General features: G+C 37.6%; 15 protein-coding genes and 2 pseudogenes. 3 read left to right on the plus strand and 14 right to left on the minus strand.

Annotated elements, in window-relative coordinates:
• Positions 1 to 95 precede the first annotated feature (95 nt).
• The 4 genes and pseudogenes from ACIQ7L_RS17520 to ACIQ7L_RS17535 all read right to left on the minus strand — a co-directional run.
• Positions 96 to 368, minus strand: a pseudogene (locus ACIQ7L_RS17520) (single-stranded-DNA-specific exonuclease RecJ); the annotation flags it as partial.
• A gap of 112 nt (positions 369 to 480) precedes the next feature.
• Positions 481 to 1,374, minus strand: a complete 894-nt coding sequence (locus ACIQ7L_RS17525; RefSeq protein ID WP_400570752.1) for a cation diffusion facilitator family transporter — start codon at positions 1,372 to 1,374, stop codon at positions 481 to 483.
• Positions 1,375 to 1,618: 244 nt separating this feature from the next.
• Positions 1,619 to 3,883 carry a protein translocase subunit SecDF gene (secDF, locus tag ACIQ7L_RS17530; protein WP_400570753.1) on the minus strand — a complete coding sequence of 755 codons (2,265 nt, stop codon included), beginning with the start codon at positions 3,881 to 3,883 and terminating at the stop codon, positions 1,619 to 1,621.
• Between the two features lie 346 nt (positions 3,884 to 4,229).
• Entirely contained in the window at positions 4,230 to 4,514 is a 285-nt protein-coding gene (locus ACIQ7L_RS17535) for a post-transcriptional regulator (RefSeq protein ID WP_400570754.1), read from the minus strand.
• A 219-nt stretch (positions 4,515 to 4,733) separates the two neighbouring features.
• Here ACIQ7L_RS17535 and spoVB point away from each other — a divergent pair, with 219 nt between their 5' ends.
• A complete protein-coding gene (gene spoVB / locus ACIQ7L_RS17540) occupies positions 4,734 to 6,287 on the plus strand; it encodes a stage V sporulation protein B (RefSeq protein WP_097897039.1) in 1,554 nt (517 codons plus the stop codon).
• Positions 6,288 to 6,325: 38 nt separating this feature from the next.
• Here spoVB and ACIQ7L_RS17545 read toward each other — a convergent pair whose 3' ends face one another.
• Entirely contained in the window at positions 6,326 to 6,982 is a 657-nt protein-coding gene (locus ACIQ7L_RS17545; RefSeq protein WP_400570755.1) for a DUF421 domain-containing protein, read from the minus strand.
• 113 nt (positions 6,983 to 7,095) lie between these two features.
• Between ACIQ7L_RS17545 and ACIQ7L_RS17550 the strand changes: the two genes are divergently transcribed.
• A complete protein-coding gene (locus ACIQ7L_RS17550; RefSeq protein WP_400570756.1) occupies positions 7,096 to 7,479 on the plus strand; it encodes a TIGR04086 family membrane protein in 384 nt (127 codons plus the stop codon).
• 33 nt (positions 7,480 to 7,512) lie between these two features.
• Here ACIQ7L_RS17550 and yajC read toward each other — a convergent pair whose 3' ends face one another.
• From yajC to ACIQ7L_RS17585, 7 genes are all read right to left on the minus strand, one after another.
• Positions 7,513 to 7,773, minus strand: coding sequence for a preprotein translocase subunit YajC (yajC, locus tag ACIQ7L_RS17555; protein WP_097897042.1), 261 nt, complete (start codon positions 7,771 to 7,773; stop codon positions 7,513 to 7,515).
• Between the two features lie 28 nt (positions 7,774 to 7,801).
• Positions 7,802 to 8,941 carry a tRNA guanosine(34) transglycosylase Tgt gene (tgt, locus tag ACIQ7L_RS17560; protein ID WP_400570757.1) on the minus strand — a complete coding sequence of 380 codons (1,140 nt, stop codon included), beginning with the start codon at positions 8,939 to 8,941 and terminating at the stop codon, positions 7,802 to 7,804.
• A 13-nt stretch (positions 8,942 to 8,954) separates the two neighbouring features.
• Positions 8,955 to 10,010 carry a tRNA preQ1(34) S-adenosylmethionine ribosyltransferase-isomerase QueA gene (gene queA, locus ACIQ7L_RS17565; protein WP_400570758.1) on the minus strand — a complete coding sequence of 352 codons (1,056 nt, stop codon included), beginning with the start codon at positions 10,008 to 10,010 and terminating at the stop codon, positions 8,955 to 8,957.
• Positions 10,011 to 10,028: 18 nt separating this feature from the next.
• A complete protein-coding gene (locus ACIQ7L_RS17570; RefSeq protein ID WP_400570759.1) occupies positions 10,029 to 10,229 on the minus strand; it encodes a DUF2905 domain-containing protein in 201 nt (66 codons plus the stop codon).
• Positions 10,226 to 11,227 carry a Holliday junction branch migration DNA helicase RuvB gene (ruvB, locus tag ACIQ7L_RS17575; RefSeq protein ID WP_400570760.1) on the minus strand — a complete coding sequence of 334 codons (1,002 nt, stop codon included), beginning with the start codon at positions 11,225 to 11,227 and terminating at the stop codon, positions 10,226 to 10,228. The genes ACIQ7L_RS17570 and ruvB overlap by 4 nt, the downstream gene beginning before the upstream one ends.
• A gap of 5 nt (positions 11,228 to 11,232) precedes the next feature.
• A complete protein-coding gene (gene ruvA, locus ACIQ7L_RS17580; protein ID WP_335358844.1) occupies positions 11,233 to 11,850 on the minus strand; it encodes a Holliday junction DNA helicase RuvA in 618 nt (205 codons plus the stop codon).
• 214 nt (positions 11,851 to 12,064) lie between these two features.
• The gene (locus ACIQ7L_RS17585) at positions 12,065 to 12,595 is read right to left on the minus strand and encodes a BofC C-terminal domain-containing protein (protein ID WP_400570761.1); all 531 of its coding nucleotides are present in this window, start codon (positions 12,593 to 12,595) and stop codon (positions 12,065 to 12,067) included.
• 583 nt (positions 12,596 to 13,178) lie between these two features.
• Between ACIQ7L_RS17585 and ACIQ7L_RS17590 the strand changes: the two genes are divergently transcribed.
• Positions 13,179 to 13,622 (plus strand): branched-chain amino acid ABC transporter substrate-binding protein, encoded by a 444-nt coding sequence (locus ACIQ7L_RS17590; protein ID WP_400570762.1) that lies wholly within the window; start codon positions 13,179 to 13,181, stop codon positions 13,620 to 13,622.
• A gap of 80 nt (positions 13,623 to 13,702) precedes the next feature.
• Here the strand turns inward: ACIQ7L_RS17590 and ACIQ7L_RS17595 are convergent, their stop codons facing one another.
• The gene (locus ACIQ7L_RS17595) at positions 13,703 to 14,383 is read right to left on the minus strand and encodes a YhcN/YlaJ family sporulation lipoprotein (RefSeq protein ID WP_400570763.1); all 681 of its coding nucleotides are present in this window, start codon (positions 14,381 to 14,383) and stop codon (positions 13,703 to 13,705) included.
• 129 nt (positions 14,384 to 14,512) lie between these two features.
• A pseudogene (locus tag ACIQ7L_RS17600) lies at positions 14,513 to 15,053 on the minus strand (peptigoglycan-binding protein LysM); the annotation flags it as partial.

A 15,053-nucleotide genomic window follows, 5' to 3' on the forward strand; every position in this document is an offset into this window, starting at 1 on the left:
TACCCCATCATTCCACCTATCAAGAAATCAGTTCTCCTGAGGATATTAATCATCCCCTCAGTGTCTAAGCTTTTCACTTAGAAACGTGTCGCACCCGCATCATAATCGCCAAATATTAAAATCTGCTCTCCATTTTGAATGGCTTGCCTTACACGTTCTACTGTACGGTCCATCCCTTTAAGTAAAAATGGATCGTGAAATTCTTGCCCTTCTGTATTTAAAAAATCCACAATCTTATCTTCTGTATCTAAACCTCTACCGAGGAATAACGAAATAACAAGTGGTGATAATTGCAATTTACTTGCTAATTCACTCACCATTTCCTCATTATACGACTTTTCTTTCCAACGCGTCTTCGGTTGTAACACGAAATCACCCCTTAACCTGTTCATTATACAAGACAGATTAAGGGGTGACAATATAGACTGAATATCTCCATAATTAGATGAATATTTACTTTTTTACAGGAACCGCTCCATATCAATCAGGAGAATACGGATTAATATGTACAAAAACATTTTGGACATTATCTTGCTTCATTAACACTTCTTTCACATGTTTTCCAATGCGATGTCCTTCTTCCACTGTAATATATGGGTCAACAGACACTTTAATATCGACAATAACATAATGACCATGTTCACGCGCATATAGGGACCCAATTTTTTTAACACCCTCTACTTGAAGGACTGCTTCTCTTAGCGGAATGACATCTTCTTCGTGAAGAACGTGATCAAGCGTTGTATGGATTGCTTCGCCTCCAATACTCCATGCCATTTTCACAACAAGTAATGAAACAAATAATCCTGCAACTGGATCAGCGTACACAAGCCAATCTAAACCGAGTTTATTCCCAATAATAGCTGCACAAATCCCGATTAAAGCTGCAATTGAAGAAAACACATCTGAACGGTGCTCATATGCATTTGCAATAATTGCATCACTGTTTACCCGTTTACCTAATCGATACTTATACCGAAACATTCCCTCTTTCACAACGATAGAAAGAATAACCGCAAAAATTGTAATTCCCTTTGGCGGTTCAAGCTCTTGCGTAAAAGCCTTTACGGAAGAAATTACAATTTCAATTCCAACAATAAATAGTAATACTGCAACAATAATCGCTGAAATCGATTCCGCTTTTCCATGACCATAAGGATGATCTTCATCGGGGGGTTGCTTCGCCGCTCGTAATCCAAAAAGCACAGCTAACGAACCAATCACATCTGATCCTGAATGAACTGCGTCTGCTAAAAGAGCCTTACTATTTCCAATATAGCCGATTACCGCTTTTACAATCGCTAATACAATATTTCCAACGATTCCAACAATAGCGCCAAACTCCGCCTGTTTAAAACGTTCATCTTTTTCCATAACCGAAATCCCTTCTTTTCTCAAAATACCTTTATATTGTAACAAAAAATAATGGCAAAAGTATCACTTCCTTCCAGTTTCTCCATGGTCCGTTTTTTAGCAAAAGAATTTATTTTACTCTCGATTGGTTCTACTACCCTTTAGCAAAAAGCGCGAAAGGAAGTATCACTTTATTGTATCCGCAAACGAAAAAAGAGATGCCTCTAAAGAGGCATCATCTTTTTTATATGTGCTGTTCTAAATTTTATACTTGTGGTTCAGATACTCCTGCATTTCCTTTTTTCGTACCTTTACCTTTTTTCAAACGGCGATTTTCAAGCATTAGCCAAATTTGAGAAGCAACGAAAACAGAAGAGTACGTACCTACAACTAGCCCAATCATTAATGCAAGTGAGAAGTTTCGTAGTGATTCACTACCAAAAATCAGCAGCGCAATAACCGGGAGCAATACCGTTAGAACGGTATTAATGGAACGACCAATTGTTTGACGAATACTTGAGTTTACGATTTCTTCTAAATCTTTTAAGTCGCGAATTCGTTTTTTCTGTTTATATAGCTCACGGTTTCGGTCAAATGTAACAATCGAGTCATTGATGGAATAACCGATGATTGTTAATACCGCAGCGATAAATGTTATATCTACTTCCAATTGGAAGATACTGAATATAACAATCATAACGAACGCATCATGCAGCAATGCTAATACGGCAGATAGTGCGTATGTGAAACGGAAACGAATACTTACATATAAAACGATAACCGCTGAGGCAATCATAACTGCAATAAATGCGTTTTGCGCGATTTCTTTCCCGATTGTTGGAGAAACCGTACTTATATTCGGCTCTGTACCATATTTATCGTGGAAGAATGTTTTCACTTTTGCAATTTCATCTTTCGATAAAACACCAATTGTACGAACGGCAAATCCTTTATTGTCATTTCCTGTTGATACAATATCTTCTTTTTTCACATCAATCTTCAGTTCATGCAAGTCTTTTTGTACTTGATCTACACTAATCGCTTGGTTTGATTGCAAGTCCATACGTGTACCGCTTGCAAAGTCAATACCAAGGTTCATTTTGAAAATTGGTAGTATAATTGCTCCAGCAATCACAACTACAACTGAGAATAAGAAGAATTTGTGACCAATATTTACAAAGTTAATGCGATCAAATTTCGTTGGTGCATGTTCTACCCCTTTTGACAACGGAATAATTTCTTTCTGTTTTACACCAAAGTAAGAGATTTTCTTATCGAAGTAACGGCTTTTTACAAGTAATCCAAGTAGGAAACGAGTACCGAATACGTTCGTAATGAAACCAACTAAAATACTTACAATTAAACTTGTTGCGAACCCTTGTACAGAGCTTGTACCATATACAAATAATACACCAGCTGCCGCAAGTGTCGTAATGTTCGCATCTAAAATCGTCGCTAATGAGCGATGATTACCAGCACGGTACGCTGACATGAGAGACTTACCAATTCGTAATTCTTCCTTCAGCCTTTCGTACGTAATGATATTCGCATCAACTGCAATACCAACCCCGAGCACTAGCGCCGCGATACCTGGTAAGGTAAGAACTGCATGCATCCAGTTAAAGACGAGCAATGTAACGAAAATGTATAAGCCTAACATAATGACCGCTACAAACCCTGGTAAACGGTAGAATACAAGCATGAATAAGAAGATAAGAGCAATCCCGATCGCACTAGCAAAAATCGTTTCTTGCAATGCTTGTTGACCAAATTTTGCTCCAACAGATGTTGAATACATTTCTTTTAAATCAACAGGAAGTGCACCCGCATTTAATAAAGATGAAAGTTGTTTTGCACTTTCAACTGTAAAGTTTCCACCTACGATTGAAACTTCAGCTTGATTAAACACTTGGTTTACTGTTGCTGCTGATAAGAATTTTGGATTCGGTTTTGCAGCTTCTGCTTTATACGAATCTTTACCTTCTTCAAAATCAAGCCAAATCACCATTAAGTTTGTTGGTGGAGGCATTTTAGAGATTTTTTCAGTTACTTCGCGGAATTTATCAGCGCTTTTCAATGTAAGCCCAACACTTGGTCGACCTTGTTCATCAAACGTTTGCTTCGCTCCGCCGCCCTTTAAATCTGTTCCGTCCATGAGAAGGTTATCATTCACATCACGGAATGTTAATTTTGCTTGTGTAGATAAAATTTCACGTGCTTTTTGCTGATCTTGCACACCAGCCAGCTGAACACGAATTCGATCTGTCCCTTCGATTTGAATGTTCGGTTCACTTACACCAAGAACATTGACACGATTATTAAGAGCACCTACTGTACTTACAAGTGCATCATGATCGATTTTATCTCCTTTTTTCGCAGGTTTTACTTCATACAAGATTTCAAAGCCACCGCGAAGGTCTAGTCCAAGACTAATTCCTTTTGTTATGTTTTTTCCTGTCGTACCAATAATTCCACCGATTAATAAAACGATGAGAAAAAAGGCGACGATTCTCGTACTGCGCTTTGCCATATGTACCTTCTTTCTGCTACTAAAACCGTAAATAAATCCTACAATTCATTTACGCTAGACAATTCCCTGTGGCTATTACAGCTTTATCATTCACAGGTATTCCTCTACACATATGAGTTTGTCTAATTAGTAGACGTCCTTTCTGTAAATTTCCCAGTGTTTTTTTACTAGCTCACCACTAGCCATCTAGGTTGTGGTTCTACAGATGTACAACCTAGATGCTCCTACATATCATTATAAGTTTTGCTCCCTACCTCCTTTACGTAAAATCTCTGACATAATAAACTCCTCTTTATCAATACCTATCATTATACTGCAAAAGGAAGAACAAACCAATTACAGTCGATTATTTATTTTCATATTCTTCGAATGACCAAAGTGGCTCTTGATATGCTTCAACCGTTAAATAGGTCATATACTCATTTGTAGTTAATGTTAGTACGTCATTCACTAGTTCATGTAATCTAACATTACTGTCTATCTTTTTCCACTTTTTATTTTTTAAACATTTCCAAATATCGTCAATCGTCACTCGGTCATAACCAAGCATTTGGAATTCCTCCACTTTACTTTGCAAAACGACTTGTAGCTGTCCGCGGTAAGCTTCTACCAACTCTTCTTTTTCCACCATACATCACATCTCCTTCATATTTCAGCACGAAAAGTCGCTTTTTATCCCGCTCTAATGGACAGCAATCACTTACCTTTAAGAGTTCCATTTCTCTCGTTTCTTCTTAGCAGAAGTTTTACTTTCGTAACCGTCCTCTTAAATGCTTGTCATTCTTGTCTCATACGTGCATATAAATTATTGTAAATCATTCCATTGATTTTGAGAAGGTAGGAGAAGATCATGACAAGACAAAGCTTTTTACGAGGTGCATTTATTTTAATGCTAGCTGGTTTTATTACAAAAATTCTTGGGTTTATCAACCGTATTGTAATGGCACGCATTGTAGGAGAAGAAGGCGTCGGTCTTTATATGATGGCTGTCCCTACTTTCATTTTAGCAATTACCTTAACGCAAATCGGGCTTCCTGTCGCCATTGCAAAATTCGTCGCAGAGGCGGAAGCGGTGAATGATAAACAAAAAGTAAAAAGAATATTAACAGTATCATTAGCTGTTACATCCGTTATTAGTATTATCTTAACAATCGCTATCATGCTTCTAGCTCCTATTTTGGCTGAAACATTACTTACAGATGAAAGAACATACTATCCACTCATAGCTATTTTACCTGTCGTTCCTGTTATTGCTATTTCATCTGTTTTACGCGGTTATTTCCAAGGAAAACAAAATATGAAACCAAGTGCCTATGCCCAAGTGCTGGAACAAGTGGTTCGCATTACTATTATCGCTGTATGCATTCGGCTATTTTTACCTTACGGCGTTGAATATGCAGCGGCAGGTGCAATGCTCTCATCTGTTCTCGGTGAAGTAGCTTCTTTATTATTCTTGCTCACATTATTCCAGCGTGAAAAACATCTTTCTATACGAACAGATTTTCTAAGCACTGTCAAAGAAAGCAAACACACTTTTCATTCACTTATGGAAATTGCGCTTCCAACTACAGGAAGTCGTTTAATCGGTTCCGTTTCTTATTTTTTCGAGCCCATTGTTGTGATGCAAAGTTTAGCAATTGCCGGTGTTGCCGCTTCAGTCGCTACGAAGCAGTACGGTATATTAAATGGCTATGCATTTCCGCTTTTGTCGCTGCCAGCTTTTATTACATATGCTCTTTCTACAGCACTTGTACCATCCATTAGTGAAGCGATGGTAAAAAAGCAACATCGATTAGTTGAACACCGCCTGCAACAGGCACTTCGTATTTCTTTAATTACAGGAGGCTGGTCGGTCGTCATTCTTTATGTATTCGCCTCCCCTGTCTTAACTCTCATGTATGGATCTGACAGCGCAACTTCATTCATTCAATTACTTGCACCGTGCTTTTTATTTCACTACTTCCAAAGCCCTCTTACATCTGTTTTGCAAGCTTTAAACTTAGCACGCGCTGCAATGATGAACACATTTATCGGAGCTATTGTCAAACTACTCGTTATTTTTGTACTCGCTTCACGTCCAGAGTTTCAAATGATGGGCGTTGCACTCGCTATCGCCGCTAACATTGTAACTGTGACATTTCTTCACTACGCTACAGTCTTAAAGAAAATTACATTCACAATTTACATGAGAGATTATATTTTCGGGGGAATTGCGATTGTTGTCGCAGGAGCTTTTGGTTTCTGTCTTCACAAGTATATTGTTTTTTCACACTCACTCGGTATACAAACATTATGGGAAATTACATTAACTACTACTATCTACATTCTACTTCTGTTTATTTTTAAACTGATTCGTAAAGAAGAATTACGACGCATTCCGATTATTCGTAAACTGTTCGCTTGAAAACAAACAGGCTTGCCGTTTCTAAAAATGGCAAGCCTTTATTCCTCTTTAACATCAACAAAAAACTGTCCATTTTGAAAACTACAATACAAAATCCTCTTCACATCATTATGCCCTAAGTTTTTTAACTTCTCTACAAGCCAATCATCCGAATGCTCAATCATTTGTAAATGTTTTTGTTGAATTTCTCCGTCAATAATTAATGGAAGTGAAAAAAGCGGTGTATCATTTTTACTCTTCTTACTTTTTTGTTTTTGAAAGACAGATAACTTCCCAGTTGGCTCTAAAATCGCATACTCTACATCACGTACATCTCCAATTCCCTGCTCACGTAATTGCACCATCAAATCGTCTATATTGTAACGCTGCTTTCGCATCTGTCTCTCATCAATTTTTCCTGCATTCACAATGATAGCGGGTTCCCCCTCTATCAAATGCCGAATACGCTGATTTTTCAAAGAAACAATCGATAAAGTGATTTGTACACCCATAAGCAGTACCATGGGAACAAGCTGATGCCAAAGGGACTTATCTGTATTTTCAATTGCCACAACAGCCATCTCACCAAGCATAATAAAAACTACTAAATCTAATACACTTAGTTCGCCAATTTCTCGCTTTCCCATCATGCGAAAAATAATTAAAATCACAACATATAGAAGCATTGTCCGACCAACTATTGATAGCCATTCCATTCCCTCATCTCCTTTTTTACACCTTTTCTATTTATAGACTTCCCTGTAAAAAAGAAACTAGTCTAACTTATCCAAATTGAAAATATGCTTGTATTAAAAAGGAGGTATGCATAGTGGATGGAACGAAAAGATTATCTACAGCAATCGGGTTTGGTGTTATCACTGTATTGGTTCTTGCCTCTATTACAAGTATGACAATTGCTCTTTTGTTAAAGTTCACCAATATCAATGAAGGGACATTGGCCATTACTATTTTTGTATTTGCTCTCCTTTCCATGCTCATCTCTGGTTTTGTCGCTGGTAAAAAAGCACAAGGTAAAGGATGGTTAGTTGGTTTTACAACTGGGCTTACCTTTACCATTCTTGTATTTCTTGTTAACTATTTAGGTTTCTCACATTCTTTATCCAACTCACAGCTACTCTATCAACTTGCATTAATGGGATCAAGTACACTTGGAGGAATCTTTGGCGTTAATATGACCAAACGGACAAATTGAAAAAAGCCCTGCATTTCGCAGGGCTTTCACTTATTACTTCTTCACAACTTCACGAATCGCATTGCGATCGAATGTTAAGTGTGAACCACCAGATTTAATAACAATCGTAGTATCCTCTACTGATTCAATTGTACCGTGTAAACCACCAATTGTTACGATAGCATCGCCTTTTGTTAATTCACTTTGCATTTGGGCTACCGCCTTTTGACGCTTTTGTTGCGGGCGAATTAATAAGAAGTAGAAGATCGCAAACATTGCAACGATCATGATAATATTCATCATACCTGGATTCATCGTTTATTCCTCCTTTAATAATTATGTATTAGAAGTTTTTAGCATTTGGTTTATTAAAGCCATATTGCTCAAAGAACTCTTCGCGGAAATCGCCAAGACGATCTTCACGAATGGCTTGTCTCACCTGCTCCATTAAGTTTAACAGAAAATGAAGGTTGTGATAAGACGTTAAGCGAATTCCGAATGTTTCATCACATTTCATTAAGTGACGAATGTACGCACGAGAGTAATTTTTACATGTGTAACAATCACAGTTTGGATCAAGCGGACCAAAATCTCTTGCAAACTTCGCATTTTTCACAACGAGACGCCCCTCACTTGTCATACATGTACCATTTCGCGCAATACGAGTTGGAAGTACACAGTCAAACATATCGATACCACGAATCGCTCCATCAATTAACGAGTCAGGAGAACCTACTCCCATTAAATAACGCGGTTTATTGTCTGGAAGGAGTGGCGTTGTAAATTCAAGTACGCGATTCATAATATCCTTTGGTTCCCCAACTGATAATCCACCTACTGCATAGCCAGGGAAGTCCATTGAAACAAGATCTTTCGCACTTTGACGACGAAGCTCTTCAAACTCTCCGCCCTGTACAATACCAAACAATCCTTGATCCTCTGGGCGCTCATGCGCTTTTAAACAACGCTCTGCCCAGCGGCTTGTACGTTCTACAGACTTTTTCATATATTCAAAAGTAGCTGGGAATGGTGGGCACTCATCAAATGCCATCATAATATCTGAACCTAATGCATTTTGAATTTCCATTGCCTTCTCTGGTGATAAGAATAACTTGTCTCCATTTAAGTGATTACGGAAGTGAACGCCCTCTTCTTCAATACGGCGGAAATCACTTAAACTAAATACTTGGAAACCACCAGAATCCGTTAAAATCGCACGATCCCAGTTCATAAATTTATGTAAACCACCTGCTTCACGTACAATTTCATGACCTGGACGTAACCATAAATGATACGTATTGCTTAAAATAATACCTGAATCCATCGCTTTTAGTTCTTCTGGTGACATCGTTTTAACTGTTGCAAGTGTACCAACTGGCATAAATGTTGGTGTATCAAACGAACCGTGTGGTGTATGAACACGGCCTAAACGGGCACCTGTTTGTTTACATGTTTTAATAAATTCATAACGAATTGCTGTCATAGATTTACTCCTTTTATTTGTTGTTTCTCATTTTAGCATGCGATGCAACGAACATCGCATCACCAAAACTAAAGAAACGGTATTTTTCTTTTACTGCTTCATTGTAAGCATGAAGCACATTCTCTCTATTTGAAAATGCACTCACAAGCATAATTAATGTTGATTTTGGCAAGTGGAAGTTTGTAATTAAACCGTCAATTGCTTTAAATTCATAACCTGGGTACATAAAGATATCTGTCCATCCAGATACTGCACAAAGTTTACCATCATGGTCTGTAGCAATTGTTTCAAGCGTACGAGTTGACGTTGTCCCAACTGTAATAATGCGACCACCGTTCTCTTTCACACGATTTAACAAGTCTGCTGTTTCTTCTGACATATGATAATACTCTGCATGCATATGATGTTCTTCAATTGTATCAGCTGAAACAGGTCTAAATGTTCCAAGGCCAACATGAAGTGTAATAAATGCTAATTGAACACCTTTTTGCTTCAATTTCTCTAATAACTCTTCAGTAAAATGAAGTCCAGCTGTCGGTGCTGCCGCAGAACCGATTTCCTTCGCATATACCGTTTGATAACGATCACGATCTTCCAATGTTTCTTTAATATATGGAGGAAGCGGCATTTCTCCAAGCTCATCTAAAATTTCATAAAAGATGCCGTCATATGAAAACTCAAGTTGACGACCACCTTGATCAGCTGTTCCAGTGCAAGTTGCTTTTAGCTTTCCTTCACCAAAAGAAATGACAGTTCCCTCTTTTACACGCTTCGCTGGTTTCACAAGTGTTTCCCACTTATCGCCATCCTCTTGTTTTAAAAGAAGTACTTCAATATGCGCACCTGTATCTTCTTTCACACCATGTAAACGAGCCGGCATAACTTTCGTTTCATTTAAAACTAGACAATCACCCTCATGTAAATAAGAAAGAATGTCAGTAAAATGCTTATGCTCAATATCACCTGTTTCACGATCTAACACCATTAATCTTGATGTTTCACGCTTCTCAAGCGGCGTTTGAGCGATAAGTTCTTCAGGTAAATGAAAATCAAACAGATTAATATCCATAACTATATCCACCTATTTCTATTTAAATCGATTTATTATATACATAACAAAAGATAATACAATACTTAACACAATACATGTAATGATCGGAAAATAAAAGGTAACGTTTCCTTTTTTCACAAAAATATCGCCTGGAAGCCTTCCTATAAACTTCCAAGCTAATCCAACAACTATAAGAAGAATACCAGCCGTAATAAGCAACTTTGGCATATCCGTCAAACCCCAGGCATCTCCATTCCAAAATGTTCATAAGCGAGCGGCGTTACGATTCGTCCTCTTGGCGTTCGTTGTAAGAATCCAATTTGGAGTAAATATGGTTCATACACATCTTCAATGGTAGTAGACTCTTCTCCAATTGTCGCTGAAACCGTTTCTAATCCAACTGGTCCACCGCGGAATTTTTCAATAATACCAAGTAGTAACTTATGATCGATATGATCTAAACCTAATTTATCCACTTGTAAGAGTTCTAATGCCATTTGTGTAATTTCCATCGCAATCGTTCCATCGCTGCGAACTTGCGCAAAGTCACGTACACGTCTTAATAAACGGTTTGCGATACGCGGCGTACCACGTGCACGCCTTGCAATTTCTAATGCTGCCAAAGAATCTATCTCAACTTCAAACACTTCTGCTGTCCGTTCAACGATTGCCGATAGTTGGTCTACTGTATAATACTCTAATCGTGATAATACACCAAAACGGTCACGTAGCGGTGCCGATAACGCACCTGCACGTGTTGTTGCACCAACTAATGTGAATGGAGGTAAATCGAGACGTACAGAGCGTGCTGTCGGCCCTTTACCAATAACAATATCAAGACAGAAATCCTCCATTGCTGGGTATAATACTTCTTCAATTGATCTATGCAAGCGGTGAATTTCATCAATAAATAGTACATCACCAGGTTGAAGCGCTGTTAACACCGCTGCTAAATCCCCTGGACGCTCTATTGCTGGACCTGACGTCGTTCGAATATTAACGCCCATTTCGTTGGCAATAATATTGGCAAGCGTCGTTTTCCCTAGTCCTGGCGGTCCATATAATAGTACGTGGTCCAATGTCTCCTCACGCATTTTCGCTGCTTCAATAAACACTGCTAAATTATGTTTCGCCTTATCTTGGCCAATATACTGACGGAGCGTCTGTGGCCGTAACGAATATTCTAAGTCTGCATCTTCATATGCAGATTCTCCCGAAAGGAGACGTTCGTCCATTCTACTCACCTCTTACCATTTAGTAACAGACTAAGTGCCTTTTTAATATATTGATCCGTCGTAAGTGATTCTTTTAATAATTCTGGTACAACGCGAGACACTTCTCGTTCTGCATAACCAAGTGCACGAAGCGCCTCAAGCGCCTCATCAAGCTCAGCTGATGACCCTTTCTTCTCATCTAAACGTTCTACATCTGAGAATAAATCAACAAATGCATCTGGTACAACATCTGCTAATTTTCCTTTTAAATCTAAAATCATTTGGCGCGCTGTTTTCTTTCCAACGCCCGGGAATTTCACTAAGAATTTTTCATCCTCATTTTCAATTGCTTGCACGACCTGTCCGGTTTGACCAGAAGCTAAAATGGCAAGTGCACCTTTTGGCCCGATTCCTGACACACCTAAAAGTTTTGTAAATAATAAACGCTCTTCACGTGTCTTAAATCCATAAAGCGCCATAATATCTTCTCTCACATAATGATATGTATATACACGAATTTCTTGCTTACTTCTTTGAAATACATACGGATTTGGCGTAAAAATTTGATAGCCAATTCCATTATGATCAAGAACGACATATTCTGGCCCTACATATTCCACATAGCCTGTAACATATTCAAACAAAATACGATCTCTCCCTCTCAAATCATGTATTCCATTTTAACATATTTAATGATAGAAAAGCGAGACTACCCCAACAAATGTTCTCTACTTTGATTTTTCATTTTTTATAGCGAAGCCGTTAACACAAAAGCATTTAACCCAATCGGGAAAGATATGTTAATTGATGAAATTGCAAAACAAATCTTAGCTAAGAATAAATAAGAAAAACAGCAGCTCATCCTGAGCTGCTGTTTTTCTTACTTTGCACCGCATACTGCTTCATTTTCTCAATCGTCTTCACAAAACGCTCTTTTGACTTTATACGAATACCACGCTTTAGTTCCGCTCGCTCATAACTTTCTAGCTTTTTCATATCAATTTGAAAAAATGAATGAATCGCATTATCTCTGTTTGGTACACCGTTAAAAATCTGTAATATCCCCTCATTGGAAACGCCGAAATAACCGCTTGTTTTTAGTAAAGGTGAAATGTCATCTATCTTTTTTTGCAATACAATTTGCACATCATCACGATCGACAAGCTGCCAATCTTTATATTGCTTCAAAAACTGTTCTAAATTCGCTACCTTTTCAGTAAAAATTTCTTCACTTGCTTCTCCATCTAAATACATACGCTCTAGCAAAATTGTTACTTGAGGTTCTTTTTCCGTTACATCTGGTATAGTAACCGCAGCCATCACACTCGATTCATGAGACAAACAACATATAGCAATTAAAACTTGAACTGCAATCATCATGAATTTCATTTCCGTTCACCTCTTCTAGGCAAAATAGAACTTCCATTCTTAGTTTTTCCGGAAATAGAAGTTTTATCCGTAAGCGAGATCGGAATGAAGCGAAACCTTCATGTGATATATTACCATTTACATTTTAATTCTTTTGAGAATATTCACGGACCTATCACTCGAATATTCTGATATTAAAACCACAAAAAAGTGAAGTTTAGATTCTCTTGTCCAAACTTCACTTTACTTTTATATAATAAGAAAGACGCCTGAACATAGCAGGCGTCTTGATGCGTTTACGGCGAGAGACCAGGCGGCCACATCCGCGTGTTTAGCACTTAAGCATATCTCTCGTCTTACGTAAATTAGCTCATCGCTTTGCTAATATAACATTAATATAACCAGAAAGCAAGATAATCATAAAAAATATTTCACTCCCTGCTCATACCGTATTTTGCTTCTCCAACAAATCAACTTCCATTATAACTAGTAAATAAATGGATTTTTAACATACGAAACGAATTAATAGTAAAATATAAATTGATTAATGTAATATATATGTTACAATTGTTATGAAAACCAACGAAAAATATGGTAACGGGAGATGAATATGTTGAAAAAAATAAAAGATGAACGTCTCATACTACAAAATTTAAAAAACATACGAGTTGCATTTATCTTTCAATCGATTGGTATAATAGGGATTTTAGCTTATATTGGCTTTACTAATGGAATAGATCAAATTACAAAATCTCCATTATGGTTATTATTCATGCTAACAAGTATCCTTCTCTGCTATTTACAAATGGGAATTTCTATTGATGCAGAAGAAGATAAAAAAGGAATTAAATTGACTCCTTACTATAAGCTTGTTTTACGCTCTGCTATTGTAGGAATCATTTTTGCAATTATCTATGTTATTTTCAGTCCTGACAGGCCACTACGGGAAGCTATTCTTATGGGAAGTATTTTCTTTTTATGCTTTTTAGCTTCTTATTCTGCTGGTTACTTTATCAAGAAAAATCGTTTACAGAATCATGACGAATGATTACTACTTAGTCTAAAAGTAAAATCGCTAAAAAAACATTTATGTAAGAAGAGGAAGGTATACCCCTTCCTCTTTTTTTGTTAACGTACTGTTCCAGTAAGGCTAGCACGAATGTCTCGGAACATATTTGTTACATCACGATTTAAATCGTTTGTAACTGTTCCGCTGCGCAGACGCGTATTTATCGTATCTACACGTTCAAACATGTCATTTTTTACTGTTACATATACATTTCGGTTTTTCACATCATTCGCAACTGCTTGACGAATTTCATTTGCCATTGCCGTTTCATCTGTCACTGGATTGCGTGGTTTCACTGCAATAACTACATCATTTCCACGCACAACTGTAGAAACACGATCCACATTATTCATACCCTTAACACGATTTGTAATTCTTTCTGCAGTTTTACCATCATTGTTCATGTATGAATTATTCATTGTAACGTTACGAGTTGGATATGGATTTGCCATTTGACCGTGGTAATTTACATCACGGTAGTAGTTATATCCAACATCATTACGACGATCATATACATTATCTGTAACTCTATTTCCATTTCGATATGTTACATAATCTGTATATTGATTTGTACGTGTTACATTATTTCCGTATGGCTGTGTATCATAATAAGATGTACGTTCATAATTGTAGTTCGCATTACGCCCATCCATTGCACTTTTATTCTTAGGTGTACCACATGCAGCTAATGCACTGGTAACTAACAAAGAAGCAGCAATAATTTTAACTTTTTTATTCAATACAAAAACCTCCCTTGTTAGAATGAACTTTTCTTTCGAAAAGCTCCCTCTTATCATGAGTAACAAAGAAGGTTTTTACACTGTTAATATTTCACTAGTAATCCCCTGAAATTTTCCATAAAGTTCTCTTTATTCCTCTTCTTCCACAAGTGGATTTCCAAAAATATCTGGCGGATCTGGCTGATAATACATTGTACCTGGTTGAGGTGCATATGCAGCCTGTGTTGGTTGATAATATAAAGGGCGCGCGTACTGTGGTCCGCCTGGCTGTGGACTATATAAAGTTCTTTCCTCACCGCCGCACCCACAATCCTCCTCTTCTGGCATCATTGGCGGCATATTATTTTCCATTGGCATTATATTCGGCATCGAAGCATATTGCGGTGCAATTGGTGCTCCTTGTGGATACGGCATGTTATAATACGGATTTTGTTGTTGATAGTACGGATACTGTTGCGGCATCATATTTGGCATTGGGTTGTTTTCCATCATCGGCATTACGTTTGGCATCTGGTTGTTTTCCATCATTGGCATCATATTTGGCATTGGGTTATTTTCCATCATTGGCATTATGTTTGGCATTTGATTATTTTCCATCATCGGCATTATGTTTGGCATCTGGTTGTTTTCCATCATTGGCATCATATTTGGCATTGGGTTGTTTTCCATC

Origin of the sequence: Bacillus sp. NPDC094106 (genome assembly GCF_044764345.1) — a bacterium.
In the GTDB taxonomy this organism is placed as follows: domain Bacteria; phylum Bacillota; class Bacilli; order Bacillales; family Bacillaceae_G; genus Bacillus_A.